The following is a 19,316-nucleotide window of genomic DNA, read 5'->3' on the forward strand; positions in this document are numbered from 1 at the left end:
ATTTTTATTCACAATAGTAATAAGCTAATGCGTCTGTGGCATAACACGGCGCGTTCACAGACTTCGGGCATTCAATAAAAAATCATTTCCAGTCTGTTCAGCCAGCGTGCGAACAGGGATGGTGACAGGGTTTGAAACCAGGGTGGTATGAGATATGAAATTGCAGCAACTGCGCTACATCGTAGAGGTTGTTAATCACAATCTGAACGTCAGTTCGACGGCAGAAGGCCTGTACACGTCGCAGCCAGGGATCAGTAAACAAGTCCGTATGCTGGAAGATGAGCTGGGGATCCAGATTTTTTCCCGCAGCGGCAAACATCTGACGCAGGTGACGCCTGCGGGGCAGGAGATCATCCGTATTGCTCGTGAAGTGCTGTCCAAAGTCGATGCCATCAAGGCCGTGGCTGGTGAGCATACTTATCCGGACAAGGGATCGCTGTATGTGGCGACAACGCATACCCAGGCACGCTACGCCCTACCGAACGTGATCAAAGGCTTTATCGAGCGTTATCCGCGCGTTTCGTTGCATATGCATCAGGGCTCACCGACCCAGATCGCCGAAGCCGTGTCCAAGGGAAATGCCGATTTCGCGATCGCCACCGAGGCGCTGCATCTTTACGATGATCTGATCATGTTGCCGTGCTACCACTGGAATCGCGCCGTGGTGGTTCAGCCGGATCATCCACTGGCAGGCAAAGAGAAGGTCACCATTGAAGAGCTGGCAGCGTACCCGATTGTTACTTATACCTTCGGTTTTACCGGTCGTTCCGAGCTGGATACTGCATTTAACCGTGCCGGCCTGACACCAAAAATTGTCTTCACCGCCACTGACGCCGACGTCATCAAAACCTATGTTCGCCTGGGTCTGGGCGTGGGTGTCATCGCCAGTATGGCCGTTGATCCAATTCAGGATCCGGATCTGGTGACTGTGGATGCGCGCGATATCTTTACCTACAGCACCACTAAAATCGGTTTTCGTCGCAGCACCTTCCTGCGCAGCTACATGTACGATTTCATCCAGCGTTTTGCACCGCACCTGACGCGTGACGTGGTGGATACCGCGATCGCGCTGCGTTCGAACGAAGACATCGAAGAGATGTTCAAAGACATCAAGCTGCCGACCAAATAAATTCCCGGTCTGCTTTTGCTGCTAAAAAGTCCCGCGACATCGCCTGATGACGCGGGATTTTTTTTGCCTGATGATCCGATTGAGCTGTTATGAAAATGTTAACAAAAATATGTGTTATCTTTATATATGCACTTATAAGCCAGCGGGTTATTCGTCCTTAACTCAGCTGGTGCTGTGAAGCATAAGGAGAAGCTATGTCGTCCGATATTCGTAACAGAAGTCTGGATAAGCTCGCAGTCCAGGGTAAGGAGTTCCACTACTACAGTCTGCCTCTTGCCGCCAACACGCTGGGTGATATTCAGCGTCTGCCTAAATCCCTTAAGGTCTTACTCGAAAACCTGCTGCGTCACGTAGATGGTGACACTGTCACGGAAAGTGATTTGCACGAACTGGTTAACTGGCAAAAAACCGGCCATGCCGATCGTGAAATTGCCTATCGTCCCGCGCGCGTTCTGATGCAGGATTTCACCGGGGTACCCGCCGTGGTGGATCTTGCAGCGATGCGTCAGGCGGTTAAACGCCTTGGCGGGAATGTCGAACAAGTCAATCCGCTGTCGCCTGTCGATCTGGTTATCGACCACTCGGTGACCGTTGATGAGTTCGGCGATGAAGACGCATTCGATGAAAACGTTCGTCTGGAAATGGAGCGTAATAACGAGCGCTATCAGTTTCTGCGCTGGGGTCAGAAAGCCTTTAACCGTTTCCGCGTTGTGCCGCCTGGCACGGGTATTTGTCATCAGGTCAATCTTGAATATCTCGGTCAGACCGTCTGGCATGAAGAACAGAACGGCAAAACCGTAGCTTACCCCGACACGCTGGTCGGTACTGATTCTCACACCACTATGATCAACGGCCTTGGCATTCTGGGCTGGGGCTGCGGCGGTATCGAAGCCGAAGCGGCGATGCTCGGTCAGCCGGTATCGATGTTGATCCCTGACGTAGTCGGGTTCCGCCTGACTGGCAAACTGCGTGAAGGCATAACGGCCACCGATCTGGTGTTAACCGTCACCCAGATGCTGCGAAAACACGGTGTGGTGGGAAAATTTGTTGAATTCTATGGTGATGGTCTGGCCGATCTTCCGCTCGCGGATCGCGCGACTATTGCCAATATGTCGCCGGAATTTGGCGCGACCTGCGGTTTCTTCCCGGTAGACGACGTGACGTTGAGCTACATGAAACTCAGTGGCCGCAGTGACGACCAGATCGAACTGGTAAAAGCCTATTCACAGGTGCAGGGCCTGTGGCGTAACGCCGGTGACGAACCCGTCTTCACCAGCACGCTTGCGCTGGACATGGGCGATGTCGTGCCAAGCCTTGCCGGTCCGAAACGCCCGCAGGACAGGGTGGCGCTGCCGGATGTCCCTAAAGCGTTCAAAGCCGCGACGGAGCTGGAGCTTGGCAATAACAAACCGGGTCACACGGATAAAGAGAGCTTCACCCTCGATGGTCAACATTACGCGCTGGAAACCGGTGCTGTGGTGATTGCTGCTATTACGTCCTGTACCAATACGTCCAACCCAAGCGTGCTGATGGCCGCCGGGCTGCTGGCTAAGAATGCCGCTGAGAAAGGGCTGACCAGCAAACCCTGGGTGAAAACGTCACTGGCACCGGGTTCGAAAGTGGTGACCGATTATCTGAATGCTGCCGGTCTGATGCCGTATCTGGAAAAGCTGCGTTTCAATCTGGTCGGTTACGGCTGTACAACCTGTATCGGTAACTCAGGGCCGTTGCCGGAACCTATCGAATCGGCGATAAAATCCGGTGATTTAACCGTGGGTGCGGTGCTTTCTGGTAACCGTAACTTTGAAGGGCGTATCCATCCGCTGATCAAAACCAACTGGCTGGCCTCGCCGCCGCTGGTGGTGGCTTACGCGCTGGCCGGGAATATGAATGTCAATCTGACCACCGATCCGCTGGGTGAAGACCCCGATGGCAAACCGGTGTATCTGAAAGATATCTGGCCTACGGCGGCAGAAATTGCCAATGCGGTCGGGCAGGTGACCACTGAGATGTTCCATAAAGAGTATGCCGAAGTTTTCAACGGCGATGCCAGCTGGCAGGCAATTCAGGTGGAAGGTACGCCGACGTATACCTGGCAGGAAGACTCCACGTACATCCGCCATCCGCCATTCTTCAGTGATATGAAGGCAGAGCCGGATGCGGTGGAAGACATTAAAGACGCACGCATTCTGGCGATTCTGGCGGACTCGGTAACCACCGACCATATCTCACCAGCCGGTAACATAAAAATTGAGAGTCCGGCAGGGCTGTATCTGAAAAATCACGGTGTGGAACCGAAAGCGTTCAACTCTTACGGTTCGCGACGCGGTAACCATGAAGTGATGATGCGCGGAACCTTCGCTAATATTCGTATCCGCAATGAAATGGTGCCGGGCGTGGAGGGCGGTTATACCCGTCACATCCCGTCACAGGATCAGCTGGCGATCTACGACGCTGCGATGCGCTATCAGCATGAAAGCGTGCCTACGGCCGTGATCGCTGGTAAAGAGTACGGTTCTGGTTCCAGCCGTGACTGGGCGGCGAAAGGACCGCGCCTGCTGGGCGTTCGTGTGGTAATTGCCGAATCTTTCGAGCGCATCCACCGTTCAAACCTCATCGGCATGGGGATTTTGCCCCTGGAATTTCCACAGGGCGTAACGCGTAAAACGCTGAAACTGACCGGCGACGAGCAGATTAGTGTGAGCGGGCTGCAAACCCTGAAACCGGGCCAGGATGTGCCAGTGCATATCGTGTTCGCCGACGGACACGCAGAAACGGTCAACGCGCGTTGTCGTATTGATACGGGTAACGAGCTGACCTACTTCCAGAACGGCGGCATCTTGCATTACGTCATCCGCAAAATGCTGTGATCGTATAAACAACCCGTTTTAACCATAAAAAAGGGCACCTTCATAAGGTGCCCTTAATATTTGCCGGTCAGACTACCCGACAGCAGAATTACTTGTGGCGCAGATCGTTATCCAGCAGGTGGCCCATTTTGGCTGCCTTGGTCGAAAGATAGCGTTCGTTTTCCGGATTACGGCCAACCACCAGCGGGACGCGCTCAACGATGTTGATCCCGGCTTCGGTCAGAATTTCGACTTTTTTCGGATTATTGGTCAGCAGGCGAACGGAATCGACGCCGAGCAGTTTGAACATGTCGGCACACAGCGTGAAGTCGCGTTCATCGGCGGCAAAACCGAGCTGATGATTCGCTTCGACAGTGTCATAGCCTTTGTCCTGCAAGGCGTAAGCACGGATTTTATTCAGCAGACCGATGTTACGGCCTTCCTGACGGTGATACATCAGAATGCCGCGGCCTTCTTCGGCGATGTCGTTGAGCGCCGCTTCGAGCTGGAAACCGCAGTCACAGCGAAGGCTGAACAGGGCATCGCCGGTCAGGCATTCCGAATGAACGCGTGCCAGAACGGGCGTTTCACCGCTAATGTCACCAAAAACTAACGCCAGGTGGTCGTGCCCGGTGGCCAATTCTTCAAAACCCACCATCAGGAAATCGCCCCAAGGTGTTGGCAGATTGGCTTCTGCCACCCGTTTCAGCTGCATTTTACGCTCCAAAAAAAACACAAATAGTCTTCATTTACGGTGAGTATTTTACTTATTGATGCGCATCCTACGTGCGGATGCGGTCTCTGGATAGGGAATCGGTGCCTTTCCATCACAACAGGGCACCATTTTGCCACAGTTTGGCTCACATTTTAGCGGGAATATTTGAACGATTACTTCATAAGTTATGAACTATAACAGTTACCTCAACAACCCTGATTTAAGGAATGTTAAGGAATTACAACATTGCTACACTCCCACTCTTTTATGCATTTTACAAAAAACAGAAAGGACGACTATGTTTGATATCGCCAAACGCACCGCCCTCGGGGCACTTCTTTTGCTCATCATGCCCGCAGCGGTGTGGATCAGTGGCTGGTTATGGACACCCGGCGGCAATCCGGCGATTTTGCGCCCACTATACTGGGTGACCGAAACAGTCAGCCAGCCCTGGGGGATTCTCACCACGGTTATTCTGTGCGCGTGGTTTTTGTGGTGTCTGCGTTTTCGTATCAAAGCAGCGATTGGACTGGTGCTGATCATTTCTGCGGCGCTGCTCATCGGACAATTTGCCAAGGATTACATTAAAGGGGAAGTGCAGGAGCCGCGGCCCTATGTGGCGTGGCTCGGTACCGATCATCAGATGAATGTCCAGGAGTTCTATGCCATGAAGAGCAAGGCACGCGGCAAGCAGGTCAAAGAAATTCTCGGTGAGAATGTTCAGATCCCGCACTGGCTGAATAAAAGCTGGCAGAATGATACCGGATACGCGTTCCCTTCAGGACATACGATGTTTGCCGCAAGCTGGGCACTGCTGGGCATCGGGCTGTTGTGGCGCCGTAAGCATTATAAGACAGTAACTGCGCTGATGGTGTGGTCAGTCGTGGTGATGGGCAGCCGCCTGATGCTGGGAATGCACTGGCCGCGTGACCTGATTGCCTCGGTTGGGATCAGCTGGATCCTGGTGACGCTGGCCTGCTGGCTGACAGAGCGTTACATCGGCCCGTTGACGCCGCCACCAGAAGAAAATAAAGAGATCGCTGAACGCGAATAATCCCCTTATTCGCATTCTGATACTTACCCGAATCAAAGGAGAATCTTCCGGTTCCCCTTTGATTTCAGGCGCAACGTCCCCATATCTCTTACATATCGTTTTCACCGGTTCACTTCACCGATCGCAAAAGTTGTGCGATCTTCGGACAGTTACTCTTTAAACCCTCGGCAATGTTTCCCAGCTTTGTGCAGAAATGCTAACTTATTAGGTCGGGACGAGAGTTTTTGGCATAATTCATCCGGTACACCCGGCATTACAGGAATGAATGTGAAATATCTGCTGATTTTTTTATTTTTACTGGTCATCGTGGTGATTTCTATCACGTTAGGTGCCCATAACGATCAGACTGTGACCTTCAACTATTTGTTGGCGCAGGGTGACTATCGCGTCTCTACGCTGCTTGCCGTGCTGTTTGCGACCGGTTTCATTCTTGGGTGGGTCATCTGCGGTTTGTTCTATCTTCGCGTACGCCTGTCTCTTGGCCGCGCTCAGCGAAAAATCAAACGTCTGGAACTGCAAATCGAGCCCGTGGCTGTCGTGACGCCGCCTGCAGCATCTTATGATGTCAGCAAGGAATAACCCTTTATGTTAGAGCTGCTGTTTCTGTTGTTGCCCGTTGCGGCCGCCTATGGCTGGTACATGGGGCGCAGAAGTTCTCAGCAGGACAAACAGGAAAATGCCAACCGGCTGTCGCGTGAATACGTGGCAGGGGTTAACTTCCTGCTTTCCAATCAGCAGGATAAAGCGGTCGACCTGTTCCTCGAAATGTTGAAAGAGGACAGCAGTACGGTCGAAGCGCACCTGACTCTGGGTAATCTGTTCCGCTCCCGTGGCGAGGTTGATCGTGCGATTCGAATCCATCAGTCATTGATGGAAAGCGCGTCGCTGACCTTCGAACAACGCCTGCTGGCCGTGCAACAACTGGGGCGCGATTACATGACCGCCGGTTTTTATGACCGCGCCGAAGACATGTTTAATCAGCTGGTGAAAGAGCAGGATTTCCAGCTTTTTGCGCTGGAACAGTTGTTGATCATTCACCAGGCGACCAGCGACTGGCAGAACGCCATCGACGTGGCCGAACGTCTGGTCAAACTGGGCAAAGAAAACCGCCGCAAAGAGATCGCGCATTTCTGGTGCGAACTGGCATTGCAGGCAATGGTGTCGGATGATTTCGATAAAGCGACCAGCCTGCTGAAAAAAGCTGCTGCGGCAGATAAATTGTGTGCCCGCGTCTCAATCATGCAGGGTCGCATTCTGATGGCGCAGGGTGAATACCGTAAAGCCGCCGATGCGTTACAGCGCGTGCTGGAACAGGATAAAGAAATTGTCAGCGAAGCGCTGCCGATGCTGCAAGAGTGCTATCTCAATCTGAAAGATACGCTGGCCTGGGCGGAATTTCTCAAACGCTGCGTGGATGAGAATACCGGTGCGACCGCTGAACTGATGCTGGCGGAGATCATCCACCAGGAAGAGGGCCGCGAAGTTGCGCAGAATTACATTAACCGCCAGCTTCAGCGCCATCCGACCATGCGCGTGTTCCATCACCTGATGGATTACCATCTGGCTGATGCGGAAGAAGGGCGTGCGAAGGAAAGTCTGGGGCTGCTGAGGGATATGGTCGGCGAACAGATCCGCACTAAACCGCGTTACCGTTGCCACAAATGCGGCTTCACTGCGCATTCGTTGTACTGGCATTGCCCGTCTTGTCGTGGCTGGGCGACGATCAAACCTATCAGGGGATTGGACGGCCAGTAACTTTTCCCGTCATACTTCAACCTGCAGGAGCGTTGGCTGCTTTCGGAAACCCGAATCACTTACTTCAGTAAGCTCTTCGGGTTCCTTCAATTGACGCCTGCCTGCAACTCGAATTATTTAGAGAAAAAATCTGTCGGGGAAAAGCCTCAATTATTTCTTCTTGCTGCTCGCTTTACGCGCGTTAATCAACGTACGCAGTTTCTTGATTTCTTTGGCGGTCAGCGCAGGTTCTGACTCTTCCGCCAGATGTTGATTATCGATGTCATGTTCAGTCGCTTTGGTGGCTTTTTTTCCTTTGTGCGCGCCCGGATTAAAACTCGCTTCCAGACGGGCAGCCACTTCGGCGCTTAATGAATGTTCGGCTTCGGCGGCAGCATTTTTGATCAGCTCTTTCAATTCCACCGAAATTTTTACGGTCAGGGTCGTTATCTCACTCATTTTTCAGCCTTTCCTTCGTGTAAAAGTAACAAGCTAAGCCAGCCTTGTGACATCGTCTAGTGTATAACAAAAATTTAATAAAACTGTCACATTAGGTGTGGCTGTGATTTCGGCGTCTTGCCATGTAAAATGCTTGCGGCAGAAATTATGCTTTCCCTTCCTGATTTGAAAATTAACAAGAGGCTGAAGATATGAAGTCAGAAAATAACATTAACAACAACGACTTAAATTCCTCACCTATTGTTGTCGCACTTGATTACGCTGATAAATCCTCCGCGCTGGCATTCGCCGATAAAATCAATCCACGTGATTGTCGTCTGAAAATTGGCAAAGAAATGTTTACCCACTTCGGTCCGCAGATGGTCAAAGATTTGCAGTCGCGCGGTTTCGACGTATTTCTGGATCTAAAATTCCACGATATCCCTAACACCACAGCGCGCGCTGTAGCGGCCGCTGCTGACCTCGGTGTGTGGATGGTGAATGTGCACGCCAGCGGTGGTGCGCGCATGATGACGGCGGCGAAAGAGGCGCTGATGCCCTTTGGTAACGATGCACCGCTGCTGATCGCCGTCACCGTGCTGACCAGCATGGAAAGCAGCGATCTGGCCGATTTAGGTATTACATTGTCTCCGGCGGATTACGCCGAGCGTCTGGCGCGCCTGACCCGCGACTGCGGCCTGGATGGTGTAGTGTGTTCCGCGCAGGAAGCGACGCGCTTCAAATCTGCCCTCGGCAGCGCATTCCAGCTGGTGACTCCCGGTATCCGCCCCGCAGGCAGTAAGGCCGACGATCAGCGCCGCGTGATGACGCCGCAGGAAGCGCTGGCCGCCGGTGTGGATTACATGGTGATTGGTCGCCCGATCACGCAGTCGGCCGATCCGGCGCAGACCCTGCGTGAAATCCGCGATTCACTGCGTTAAGAAGAGGCGTATATGAGCAACGATAACAACAGTCGTTTAGTCTATTCGACGGACAGCGGCAGAATAGATGAGCCGAAGGCCGCTATCGTTCGCCCGAAAGGCGACGGCATTGTGCGCATTCAGCGTCAGACCAGTGGCCGTAAAGGCAAAGGCGTGTGTCTGATTACCGGTGTGGATCTGGATGATGCGGCGCTGGAAAAGCTGGCAGCGGAGTTGAAAAAGAAATGCGGCTGCGGCGGTTCGGTCAAAGAGGGCGTGATTGAGATCCAGGGCGATAAGCGCGATCTGCTCAAACAACTGCTCGAAGCGAAAGGCATGAAAGTGAAGCTGGCTGGCGGGTGAAGAAACAAGATGCTGCGCTATTCACAAGCGCAGCGTCTTTTCTGTTTATTTTTTCTAATACTTATTTACTAACCTGATGACCCACAATACCACCGACTGCTGCGCCGCCTAAGGTGCCTAATGTACTGCCGTCAGTCAGAACCGCACCACCCAGTGCACCGGCACCGGCGCCAATGGCGGTGTTACGGTCACGTTTAGACCAGTTACCACAAGCGGTAACAGACATTGCTAAAGTCAGAACCAGCGCAATACTGGCAACGCGTTTATTTACGAGCATCATAGTTATCTTCCTCAAAGGATTAACGTTCAGCATCATTCATAAGTATAGGTAACCTGCGGCGTTTTCACCGGATTTCACCTTGTGATCCTTCACGCGACTCACAAATTTCTCAGCTGCTCCGAACCTTTATTCATAATTTGTATCATCCGGACGCACTTTTGCATCCGTTGAATAAAAATAGTGAATTTACTATTCATTCACTAGGTGAATAATCTTAATTCACCATCAGGCCGCTTTCGCGGAGCACAAAAAACTAAAGACTGGATTCATTTTCACACCGTTTCTGCCCGCACGGGCACTTTTGCGTTTGCAGCAGATCTGTACGCACTCTTTAGCGAATTCCCCCATACCTGCCACCCTCTGCCGCCCAGACAATAGATCATCGACAGACGAGGGGATCATCATGCTAAAACAACTGAAAGAGCAGGTATTAGAGGCCAATCTGGCACTGCCTCGCCATAATCTGGTGACCTTTACCTGGGGAAACGTCAGTGCTGTAGACCGCCAGCAGGGGCTGATTGTCATTAAGCCGTCCGGCGTGGAATACGGGCACATGGGCGTAGACGATATGGTGGTGGTCGAACTGGAAACCGGCAAAGTCGTTGAGGGGAGTAAAAAACCGTCTTCCGATACTGATACACACCGTGTTCTGTACCTGAATTTCCCCGAAGCGGGCGGCATTGTGCATACGCATTCGCGCCACGCGACAATATGGGCACAGGCTGGCCTTGATATTCCGGCGTGGGGCACAACACATGCGGATTATTTCTACGGCAATATTCCCTGTACGCGTCTCATGACCGAAGCGGAAATTGCCGGACGCTACGAATGGGAAACCGGTGAAGTGATTGTTAAAACCTTTGCTGAACGCCACCTGTCACCAGCCGATGTTCCGGCGGTGCTGGTGCATTCTCACGGGCCGTTTACGTGGGGGAAAGATGCGGATAATGCGGTGCACAACGCCGTGGTGCTGGAAGAAATTGCCTACATGGGTATCTTCTCCCGCCAGCTGACACCGCAGTTGCCTGACATGCAACCGCAGCTTTTGGATAAACATTATCTGCGCAAGCATGGCAAGAATGCTTACTATGGCCAGGAAACCCCGCAGTAACAGTTTGAAAAGTCAGCCCACAAGGCTGACTTCAATGCCTGCGCCTGAAAGCTCCCGCTGAAAGTCTCCTGCTAACATGTCATCCGTAATCACACGACTGAACGCGCTCACCGGCCCAAGCGGATTAAGGTTTATTTGGCCGAATTTTGACGAGTCTGTCAGCACGATATTTTCAGCACCTTTCGCGATCACCGCATTGACGATATCCGCCCGCAGCATATCCCGGCCGGTGAATCCGGTAGAACCGGTAAACCCGTCGATGCCCACAAAGGCTTTGCTGAAGTTCATTTGTTGCAGGCACATTTTGGTCAGCGGCCCGACCACCGTCTGGCTGGTTTTCTGATACATTCCACCAAGTAAGACCACGTCGCACGGCATACTTTTCAGTAATGACGCCACGTAGCTGCTGACGGTGATCACCGTCAGGTTTTTCTTATCAGAAAGATATTGTGCCAGCAGGGCAATGCTGCTCCCGCTCTCGAAAAAGACTGTTTCGCCGTCACGAATAAGCGACGCTGCGAATTTCGCCAGTTTCTGTTTCTGCGCGAAATTCGACATCATGCGGGTATCCACATCGTCGGTCTGAATGGCAACCGCAAAACCGTGCGCACGGCGCAGATAGTGACGCTGTTCCAGCTGAGTGAGATCGTGACGGATTGTCACTTCCGATACCTGACAAATTTCCGACAGCTCACTGACGCTGATCCGCTGTTTATCGTTCACCCATTGCAAAATAAGTTGCTGTCTGTCGTTCATAATCGCCCGAAAATACGGGCGGCCGCAGCCGCCCCGGTAAAGTTAAAGTCTGATGCGAACATTAAAGCGTATGTTCAGTGCGGGCGATAATATCATCCTGAGCCTCAGGGGATAAAGCCGTAAAGAACGCAGAGTAACCCGCCACCCGTACCACCAGATCGCGGTAGTTTTGCGGCTCTTCCCGCGCTTTGAGTAACGTCTCGCGGGAAACGATGTTGTACTGAACATGCCAGCCGCGATGCTCTTCAAAGAATGTCCGCAGCATCAGCATCAGCGTCTGACGGTCAGTTTCATTTTCCAGCGATGCCGGATTCAGTTTCTGATTCAACAGTACGCCACCGAGTATCGCTTCGGTCGGCAATTTACCCAGCGAGTTAAACACCGCCGTTGGCCCCAGATGGTCGGTGCCGGACGCCGGACTGGCACCTTCTGCCAGTGGAGTGTACGCTTTTCTGCCGTCCGGCGTGGCCGTTGTGCCCGCCCCAAACGGCACGTTGGCGGAAATCGACGATGTACCCGCGTAATAGGTGCCCCCAATCGGGCCGCGTCCGAACCGGGTATTATGATAATTGGACAACTCATCGATATAACATTGATAGGCGCGCACCAGCAGCTGATCGACCTCATCATGATCGTTTCCGTATTTCTCGGCACCGTTGATCAGGCGCTGACGCAGACGTTCTCCGTCCAGCCCCGCGTAATCAGACGCCAGCGCATCCGCCAGCTCCTTCTGACCAATTGCACCCTGGTCGAACACCAGTTTTTTCACCGCCGCCAGACTGTTGCCCAGATTGGCGATCCCGACCTGCAATCCCGATACCCAGTCGTACTTCGCACCGCCTTGTTTAATGGTTTTCCCGCGTTCGATGCAATCATCCACCAGCGCTGAGCAGAGAATATCTTGCGCGTTTTCCTCAAGCACTGTATCGACCACGCACTCAATTTCGATAGATTTGCGGGTGTAATAGCGGATTTGATCATCCCACTGCGTGAAGACCTGTTCGAAATTCTCGAAATTATTCTGCGATAAACCGCGTGCCTGAGGCAGGAAGCAGGACTGACTTTTCGCATCGCGTCCCTGTTCCAGCGCCGCCAGCATCACGCGCGCGAAGTTAATGAAACTCATACCGGTGCAGCGGTAACCCCATTTGCCGCCGACCGCCGTTTCGATACAGCCGATAGCGGCATAATCGTAAGCATCTTCTTTTTCGACCCCCAGCTTGATGAATTCAGGAATAACGATTTCATCGTTGTTGAACGCAGGCATTCCGAAACCACAGCGGATCACCTGCACGCAGGCGTCAAGGAAATCGGTGCTCATTCCGGCATGATAGCGAACGCTCAGGTTTGGCTGGGTGGAACGCAACTGCCCGCAGGATTCCAGCACGGCGTAAGAAAGCGGATTCACCGCATCGGCGGCCACGCCGTGATGCAGCATCTGGCCCCCGATAGTGACGTTCTGATACAGCGGGCTACCCGCCGACGCTTTCGAGTGCGTACCGGAGCGGATCTTGTTCACTTCCAGCAGTTTTAGCCAGCAGCTTTGTAGCAGCTCGATCGCCTGATCGCGCCCCAGCGATTGCTCAAGCTCCACGTCGCGACGGTAGAACGGATAAAGATACTGATCCATACGGCCAAACGACACGGAATGACCGTTGGATTCGATCTGCAAAATAAGCTGGATGAAGTAGCAAAGCTGCAACGCCTGCCAGAAGTTTTTGGGCGGCTGATGGGCAATGATGTCGCAGTTGGCGGCAATCGTCAGCAGTTCGGTGCGACGGCTTTCTCGCGTTTCTGACTCCGCCATATCCCGCGCCAGTTCAGCAAAGCGCATCACATGGTCACTCACCGCTCCCAGCGTAATATCGATGGCTTTCAGCAATTGTTCTTTGTGCAAATCTTCCCAGTCGGTCAGATTGATTCGGCTGCGGCGTTCATCGACTTTGTGCCGCAAACCGTCCAGCCCCAGCTCGAGCAGCAGCGGGAAATTCACCGCCAGATGGGCGTCGCCGGAGGTCATATTACCTTCGGCTTTGACGATGCCACTGTCGAGCAGCGCTTTCTGTTCGTCAGTAAACATGCCGTAGCAGCGGTCCTGTACCGTCTGGCCGCGCCACCACGGGCAGATTTCGTGGAGGATCTTTTTATTGGCTTCGCTGACCGCAAAACCCGCGCCCGGACGGTCGGCCAGTGCATCGATTTCGCTCTCAATCCAGCCGACGGTGTATTCAGGGAAAATCGGTGCAGCGCGCACTTCGCTGGCCTGATTGCCGACGATCAGCTCATCGTGTTTGATCCAGATTGTGCGCTGACTCAGGTGTTCAGCCAGTGCCAGCGCGCGACGAACGGCCAGCGGTTTGTTGGCGTGTTGCTGATAAATCTGCGTGTAATGCCGTGCGCGTTCGGTACAGACCGGCGGTTTGACGATGTGGATCAGCGCTTCTTTATGCGCACGGATGCGGCCGGAAAGGGTGTTTAGATTCAGTTTGGTCATTTTGTTATCCTCTTAACTGTGCACAAAGCCCTTTACCGGCGGCGTATTCTTCGGCGAACGTCAGCAGATCGGGGTCATTTAACGGCTGGCGCGGGGCCAGATAGGGTTGTCCGAGCAGGACATATTTGTTGATACCGAGGGTGTGATACGGCAAAAAGTGAATCGCCTCGCAGACGGTCTCATTCGCAGCAAAATCCACAATCTGGCGGATAGATGCCCGGTCGGCATTGAAATCGGGGATCAGCGGGACGCGGACGATAAGCTTTTGCCCGGCAGCGGCCAGCCGACGGAAATTATCCAGTACCCGTTTCGCCGAACCACCGGTCAGGCGTCTGAAAGGTTCATCGGCGACGTGTTTCAAATCCGCCAGCAGCAGATCCAGCGCGCCGAGTGAAGGTTCGATGTATTTCCATGGCACATGCAGGCAGCTTTCCACCGCCGTGTGTAAACCTTCCTGACGGCAACGTTGCAGCAGCGTGAGCGCTGTTTGTGGCTGCATAAAAGGTTCTCCGCCGGAGAGCGTTACGCCGCCGCCGGTACGCTGATAAAAAGGTTTATCACGCAGGATTTGCTTCATCAGGGCGTCGATGTCGGTTTCATCGCCGCACGCGCTCAGCGCACCGGCAGGGCAGACCTGTTCAAACTGACATAAATCATTTTGGAGAAAGTTTTCACGGCGGATCTGAATGCCGCTGTCGGCGATCGTCACCGCGTGGGGAAATGTCTGCGCGCAGTGCTGGCAACCGGCGCTGCACAGGCGGGAATCGAACAGCACATCGGGTTCAGCCGAGCGGCTTTCCGGGTTCTGACACCACGTACAGCTCAGCGAACAGCCTTTGAGAAACACGACTGTGCGGATCCCCGGACCGTCATGGGTGGAATAACGCTGCACGTTGAAAATCATACCGACACTCCTGCTGCTGAATTCTTCATTCACAATCTACTACCTTTCATTCGAAAGTGATTTTGATGGTGATCAACAAACCTTGCGCTTGCTGGCGTACAATCTCCGGACTTTGCATTCGCTCACAGGTTTCAAGGAGAAAGTTATGGAGTTGTATCTCGATACTGCCGATGTCATTGCGGTTAAACGTCTTTCACGCATTCTGCCGTTGCAGGGTGTGACCACCAATCCGAGTATTGTGGCGAAAGAGGGAAAATCGCTGTGGGATGTGTTGCCTGCGCTGCGTGATGCGCTGGGCGGGACCGGAAAATTATTTGCTCAGGTGATGGCGTCCGATGCCGAACAGATGGTTGCCGAAGCGCTGCTGTTGTCGCAGCGGGTTTCTGGTCTGGTGGTAAAAATTCCGGTGACCAGCGAAGGTTTGGCAGCGATTAAAAAGCTGAAAGGCATGAATATTCCAACGCTCGGTACCGCCGTTTATGGCGCAGGTCAGGGTTTATTGTCGGCGCTGGCAGGTGCGGAATATGTTGCGCCGTACGTGAACCGTCTGGACGCTCAGGGTGGCGACGGCATTGCGATGGTGAAAGAATTACAGACGCTGCTCAGCCTGCATACGCCGCAGTCAAAAGTGCTGGCGGCGAGTTTCAGAACGCCGCGTCAGGCGATGGATTGTCTGCTGGCGGGCTGCCAGTCGATCACCTTGCCGGTGGATGTTGCCGAACAGTTGCTTAACACGCCTGCCGTGCAGTCTGCGGTAGACAAGTTCGATGCCGACTGGCGTCAGGCTTTCGGTACGACCACGCTTAGCTGATCTTTCTGCGTTTCCCTTTTACATTCCCCCGCACAGGCAACTGTTGCGGGTTTTTTGTTTCTGCGAGTTAAGAATTTTCGTACTAATAATCTTAAAATGTGATTTCGCGCTGAAATTAATTATTGACGAGATAAATTAATAAAACCCACGATCTAAAAAATAGAAACATCGTTTCATTTTATGATTAGCGTCACTTTTATAAGCCTGGAGAATGGATAACGTAGCGGCATTCGGTAATACGTTACTTTTACTTCAGGTGGAAATTATGCACATTAAACGAGCGATAGAAAAAATTCCCGGCGGGATGATGTTAGTTCCTCTCTTCATCGGTGCGCTTTGTCATACGTTTGCACCTGACTCAGGTAAATATTTCGGCTCCTTTACCAACGGCCTGATTACCGGCACCGTGCCAATTCTGGCGGTGTGGTTCTTCTGCATGGGAGCGTCGATTAAACTGAGTGCGACCGGAACGGTGCTGCGTAAATCAGGCACGCTGGTGGTGACCAAAATCGCCGTGGCATGGATTGTGGCGGCGGTGGCATCGCGCTTCATGCCGGAAAATGGCGTCGAGTTTGGCTTCTTCGCCGGGCTTTCCGTCCTGGCGTTGGTCGCATCGATGGATATGACTAACGGCGGGTTGTACGCCTCGGTGATGCAGCAATATGGCACCAAAGAAGAGGCGGGCGCTTTCGTGCTGATGTCTCTGGAGTCCGGCCCGCTGATGACCATGATTATTCTCGGTACTGCCGGTATTGCCTCTTTCGAACCGCACGTTTTTGTCGGCGCGGTGCTGCCATTCCTGATCGGTTTTGGGTTAGGTAATCTCGATCCTGAACTGCGTGAATTCTTCAGCAAAGCAGTACAAACGCTGATCCCGTTCTTCGCCTTTGCACTCGGCAACACCATCAATCTGACGGTTATCGCACAAACTGGCTTGCTGGGTGTGTTGCTGGGTGTTTCTGTGATTATCCTGACCGGTATTCCGTTAATTCTGGCCGATAAATTCATCGGCGGTGGCGACGGTACTGCGGGTATTGCGGCCTCCAGTTCCGCCGGAGCCGCAGTCGCTACGCCTGTGCTGATCGCCGAGATGGTGCCACAGTTTAAAGCGGTTGCTCCGGCAGCGACGGCGCTGGTCGCCACATCGGTTATCGTCACCTCGATATTAGTCCCGATACTGACTGCGATGTGGTCGCGGAGAGTGAAAAATAAAGCCATTAAAGGGAAAGTCGCGATGGATGTAGCGGCGAATATTAAATGATTGTTTTGCCGGGGCCGCTGCCTGAGTGGCGCAAAACCCTGCCGCTGCGCGATGCCTTCACTCGGTCCTGAAGCCACAGGTCTTCAGGCCGTTGCGTTCCGCAGGATTTTTTAATTACGACCCCTCACCATTTTATAAAAAAGGCGCTCAGCCGGTTTGTTTTGCTCCTGCTGTGAAGGGGGGAGGAGATATGGCAAATGACTCATATCGCTAACTCAATCTCTTCCCCGTTATCATTCGCTGACATTGTCAGCACATCATTCAGTACGTCGAGACGCTCCCAGAGGATAAAATTCAGAATCTCTTTGGCGACAGGGTTCGTTATCTCGGTGATGGCGATACTCAACGCACGACATTGATCGGTCAGCTCATCAATCTCCAGCGGGGTTTTATCAAACAAACCCTCATCGGTCAGTGAAGTTATATTTTTCATATTAAATTCCTATTCAATGAGTGTTTAGTCCCCTGTGCGTTGCAAATCGCACGGGTGGCGGATCAGGCAGAGTTTGCAATACTGGGAATAGGTCAAAACCAGCCAGCCCACAGGCTGCTCTGCCTGACCCGCCGAAAATTAACAGCGGGATCTACATGGGCATTTAACCACGCACTAACCAATATTCACAGGTTGCAAATCCTGACTGCAGATTTTGCCGCAGCGAGAGAGACGATACGCCGATATAAAATTAAAAAAATAGCGTTTTCAAGGAACTGGAAAGCATCGCGCAAACTAAAATGCAACGGATGTAAGCCATAGAGATAAGTTATGTAATGAAGAGTTTGTATTATTGAACCGTAGGTAATACCCCCTCCCAGCGCCCGCTTGCTCGATTTCGATGCGAAAGTCCATATGATCACAGTTCATGAGAAATCGAAATCTTCTCGGTCAGCCCTTATCAAATATCAAACCCGATGCCCGCATCACAATCCCGGTGCTTTCCACATCGACGTCGTCAGATGCCTGTCCACCAACCCCAGCTGGTCAGCGTACACCGCCTGCCAGTTCGCCTTCTGCGCAAGATAAAGTTCATGGTTTGCCGCCACCGGCTGATACTCCCGCTCCCAGCGCACCAGCGCTTCGCCGGTTTCCGCCAGGGAAGAATAGACGCCTGCCGCGACACCTGCTGCAATCGCACAGCCCAACGCAGTGGCTTCTTTCACAACCGGCACGTTGACCGGTACGCCGGTGACGTCACTTAAAATCTGACACCACAACTTGCCTTTTGAACCCCCGCCGGAAAAGACCAGCGATTTGGCACGCACGCCGGAGAAGCTGGCGATCATGTCCAGATTACAGGCCGAGACGATGGCGGCATTTTCTTCCAGCGCGCGGAACAGCGTCGGTTTGTTGCATTTTTCAGGGTCGATGGAGAGATTGATGAACGAGGGCGCGGCGTGATACCAGTTTTTGAAATGCATCGCATCGGAGAAAACCGGCGTCACGCCCCATGAACCGACCGGCACACGGGCGGCCATGTCTTCCAGCAGGCTGTAGGTATCGACGCCAAGCCGCTGGGCGAGGGTTTTCTCTTCGGTGCAGAACGCATCGCGGAACCAGCGCATGGTCAGGCCGGTGAAGAAACTGATGGATTCAGCCTGCGCCATGCCGGGGATCACGTGAGGATTCACACGGATGTTCATTTCGGGATCGGTGATCGGCGCGGGCAGATTGACGATTTGCTGCCAGAACGTGCCGCCGAGCACCGCCGTCTGGCCGGGTCGCACCAGGCCGAGGCCGAGGGTACCCAGTTGGGCATCGCCGCCGCCCATGCCGACCGGTGTTCCCGCTTTCAGCCCGCAGCCCTCTGCCGCGCTGGCCGTCACGTAGCCGAGACGCGTGCCGGTTTCGGCTACCGGTGAAAGCATGTCGGCGCGCAGACCGGCCATATCCAGTAACTCAGGCCGCCAGTTGCGCGTGGCGAGATCCAGCATGCCGGTAGTGCCTGCGTTGGAGGGATCCACCGCCAGCTCGCCGCTGAGCTTATAGGCCAGCCAGTCGCTGATCATGGTGACCGTCGCCGCCTGCCGGTAAATGTCCGGGCGATGGTGCGCCAGCCACAGCAGGCGCGGCATAGCGCTCAGTGCCAGCGTCTGGCCCGAGCATTCATACACTTCGCGCTCAAACTGAGAATCGTGGATTTCTTTCAATTCTGACACTTCACGGCTGGCGCGTGCATCGACGTTGGCACAGGCCCAGATTGGTTCACCGGATTTATCATACAGGACGATGCCTTCGCGCATTGAACAGGCGGCCACGGCGCGGATGGCGGAGGCGGGAAGGTGCGCGTCGTGCAGCGCCTGGCGGATGCACTGACAGGCCAGCTGCCAGTTTTTTTGCAGATCGAATTCCATCGAACCGGGCACATCCGGCACGGCCAGATGGATCCACTCGGCCTGTCCGGCGGCGATTTGCTCGCCTTCGAGATTGAAAATCACCGCGCGTACGCTGCCGGTGCCGGCGTCCAGCGCCATTAAATAGCTACGATCGTCGTCAGAGTTC

Annotated in this window: 18 protein-coding genes; 10 read left to right on the forward strand and 8 right to left on the reverse strand. The window is 53.5% G+C overall.

Annotated features, from left to right (window positions below):
* Positions 1 to 154: 154 nt before the first annotated feature.
* Positions 155 to 1,129, forward strand: coding sequence for an HTH-type transcriptional regulator CysB (gene cysB, locus GE278_09385; GenBank protein QLK60955.1), 975 nt, complete (start codon positions 155 to 157; stop codon positions 1,127 to 1,129).
* 194 nt (positions 1,130 to 1,323) lie between these two features.
* Positions 1,324 to 3,999, forward strand: a complete 2,676-nt coding sequence (gene acnA, locus GE278_09390; GenBank protein QLK60956.1) for an aconitate hydratase AcnA — start codon at positions 1,324 to 1,326, stop codon at positions 3,997 to 3,999.
* 88 nt (positions 4,000 to 4,087) lie between these two features.
* Here acnA and ribA read toward each other — a convergent pair whose 3' ends face one another.
* Complete coding sequence (gene ribA, locus GE278_09395) at positions 4,088 to 4,693, reverse strand: GTP cyclohydrolase II (GenBank protein ID QLK60957.1); 606 nt, start codon at positions 4,691 to 4,693, stop codon at positions 4,088 to 4,090.
* Between the two features lie 298 nt (positions 4,694 to 4,991).
* Here ribA and pgpB point away from each other — a divergent pair, with 298 nt between their 5' ends.
* The 3 genes from pgpB (at position 4,992) to lapB (ending at position 7,502) form a co-directional block, all read left to right on the forward strand.
* Positions 4,992 to 5,747 (forward strand): phosphatidylglycerophosphatase B, encoded by a 756-nt coding sequence (pgpB, locus tag GE278_09400; protein ID QLK60958.1) that lies wholly within the window; start codon positions 4,992 to 4,994, stop codon positions 5,745 to 5,747.
* A 267-nt stretch (positions 5,748 to 6,014) separates the two neighbouring features.
* Positions 6,015 to 6,326, forward strand: a complete 312-nt coding sequence (locus GE278_09405; GenBank protein QLK63256.1) for a DUF1049 domain-containing protein — start codon at positions 6,015 to 6,017, stop codon at positions 6,324 to 6,326.
* 6 nt (positions 6,327 to 6,332) lie between these two features.
* A complete protein-coding gene (lapB, locus tag GE278_09410) occupies positions 6,333 to 7,502 on the forward strand; it encodes a lipopolysaccharide assembly protein LapB (protein ID QLK60959.1) in 1,170 nt (389 codons plus the stop codon).
* Positions 7,503 to 7,652: 150 nt separating this feature from the next.
* On the opposite strand, the gene GE278_09415 is transcribed toward lapB, so the two are convergent.
* Complete coding sequence (locus GE278_09415) at positions 7,653 to 7,940, reverse strand: hypothetical protein (GenBank protein QLK60960.1); 288 nt, start codon at positions 7,938 to 7,940, stop codon at positions 7,653 to 7,655.
* 191 nt (positions 7,941 to 8,131) lie between these two features.
* On the opposite strand from GE278_09415, the gene pyrF reads away from it, so the two are divergent.
* Complete coding sequence (pyrF, locus tag GE278_09420; protein ID QLK60961.1) at positions 8,132 to 8,860, forward strand: orotidine-5'-phosphate decarboxylase; 729 nt, start codon at positions 8,132 to 8,134, stop codon at positions 8,858 to 8,860.
* A 12-nt stretch (positions 8,861 to 8,872) separates the two neighbouring features.
* Positions 8,873 to 9,202, forward strand: coding sequence for a stress response translation initiation inhibitor YciH (yciH, locus tag GE278_09425; protein ID QLK60962.1), 330 nt, complete (start codon positions 8,873 to 8,875; stop codon positions 9,200 to 9,202).
* 61 nt (positions 9,203 to 9,263) lie between these two features.
* Here the strand turns inward: yciH and osmB are convergent, their stop codons facing one another.
* The gene (gene osmB, locus GE278_09430) at positions 9,264 to 9,482 is read right to left on the reverse strand and encodes an osmotically-inducible lipoprotein OsmB (GenBank protein QLK60963.1); all 219 of its coding nucleotides are present in this window, start codon (positions 9,480 to 9,482) and stop codon (positions 9,264 to 9,266) included.
* Between the two features lie 403 nt (positions 9,483 to 9,885).
* Here osmB and araD point away from each other — a divergent pair, with 403 nt between their 5' ends.
* Positions 9,886 to 10,593 carry an L-ribulose-5-phosphate 4-epimerase gene (gene araD / locus GE278_09435; GenBank protein QLK60964.1) on the forward strand — a complete coding sequence of 236 codons (708 nt, stop codon included), beginning with the start codon at positions 9,886 to 9,888 and terminating at the stop codon, positions 10,591 to 10,593.
* Positions 10,594 to 10,605: 12 nt separating this feature from the next.
* Here the strand turns inward: araD and GE278_09440 are convergent, their stop codons facing one another.
* The 3 genes from GE278_09440 to GE278_09450 all read right to left on the reverse strand — a co-directional run bounded on the left by GE278_09440 (position 10,606) and on the right by GE278_09450 (position 14,747).
* Positions 10,606 to 11,349 (reverse strand): DeoR family transcriptional regulator, encoded by a 744-nt coding sequence (locus GE278_09440; protein QLK60965.1) that lies wholly within the window; start codon positions 11,347 to 11,349, stop codon positions 10,606 to 10,608.
* 61 nt (positions 11,350 to 11,410) lie between these two features.
* Positions 11,411 to 13,843 (reverse strand): formate C-acetyltransferase/glycerol dehydratase family glycyl radical enzyme, encoded by a 2,433-nt coding sequence (locus GE278_09445; protein ID QLK60966.1) that lies wholly within the window; start codon positions 13,841 to 13,843, stop codon positions 11,411 to 11,413.
* A 4-nt stretch (positions 13,844 to 13,847) separates the two neighbouring features.
* Positions 13,848 to 14,747, reverse strand: coding sequence for a glycyl-radical enzyme activating protein (locus tag GE278_09450; protein QLK60967.1), 900 nt, complete (start codon positions 14,745 to 14,747; stop codon positions 13,848 to 13,850).
* A gap of 145 nt (positions 14,748 to 14,892) precedes the next feature.
* On the opposite strand from GE278_09450, the gene fsa reads away from it, so the two are divergent.
* Together fsa and kdgT are read left to right on the forward strand one after the other, a co-directional pair.
* On the forward strand, positions 14,893 to 15,558 hold the full coding sequence (gene fsa / locus GE278_09455; protein QLK60968.1) for a fructose-6-phosphate aldolase: 666 nt from the start codon (positions 14,893 to 14,895) through the stop codon (positions 15,556 to 15,558).
* A 265-nt stretch (positions 15,559 to 15,823) separates the two neighbouring features.
* Entirely contained in the window at positions 15,824 to 16,819 is a 996-nt protein-coding gene (gene kdgT, locus GE278_09460; protein ID QLK60969.1) for a 2-keto-3-deoxygluconate transporter, read from the forward strand.
* A 202-nt stretch (positions 16,820 to 17,021) separates the two neighbouring features.
* Here the strand turns inward: kdgT and GE278_09465 are convergent, their stop codons facing one another.
* On the reverse strand, positions 17,022 to 17,252 hold the full coding sequence (locus GE278_09465) for a hypothetical protein (GenBank protein ID QLK60970.1): 231 nt from the start codon (positions 17,250 to 17,252) through the stop codon (positions 17,022 to 17,024).
* 485 nt (positions 17,253 to 17,737) lie between these two features.
* Positions 17,738 to 19,288, reverse strand: a complete 1,551-nt coding sequence (gene lsrK, locus GE278_09470; GenBank protein ID QLK63257.1) for an autoinducer-2 kinase — start codon at positions 19,286 to 19,288, stop codon at positions 17,738 to 17,740.
* Between the last annotated feature and the right edge of the window lie 28 nt (positions 19,289 to 19,316).

The sequence above is a fragment of the Enterobacteriaceae bacterium Kacie_13 genome, from assembly GCA_013457415.1.
Classification (GTDB): Bacteria; Pseudomonadota; Gammaproteobacteria; order Enterobacterales; family Enterobacteriaceae; genus Rahnella.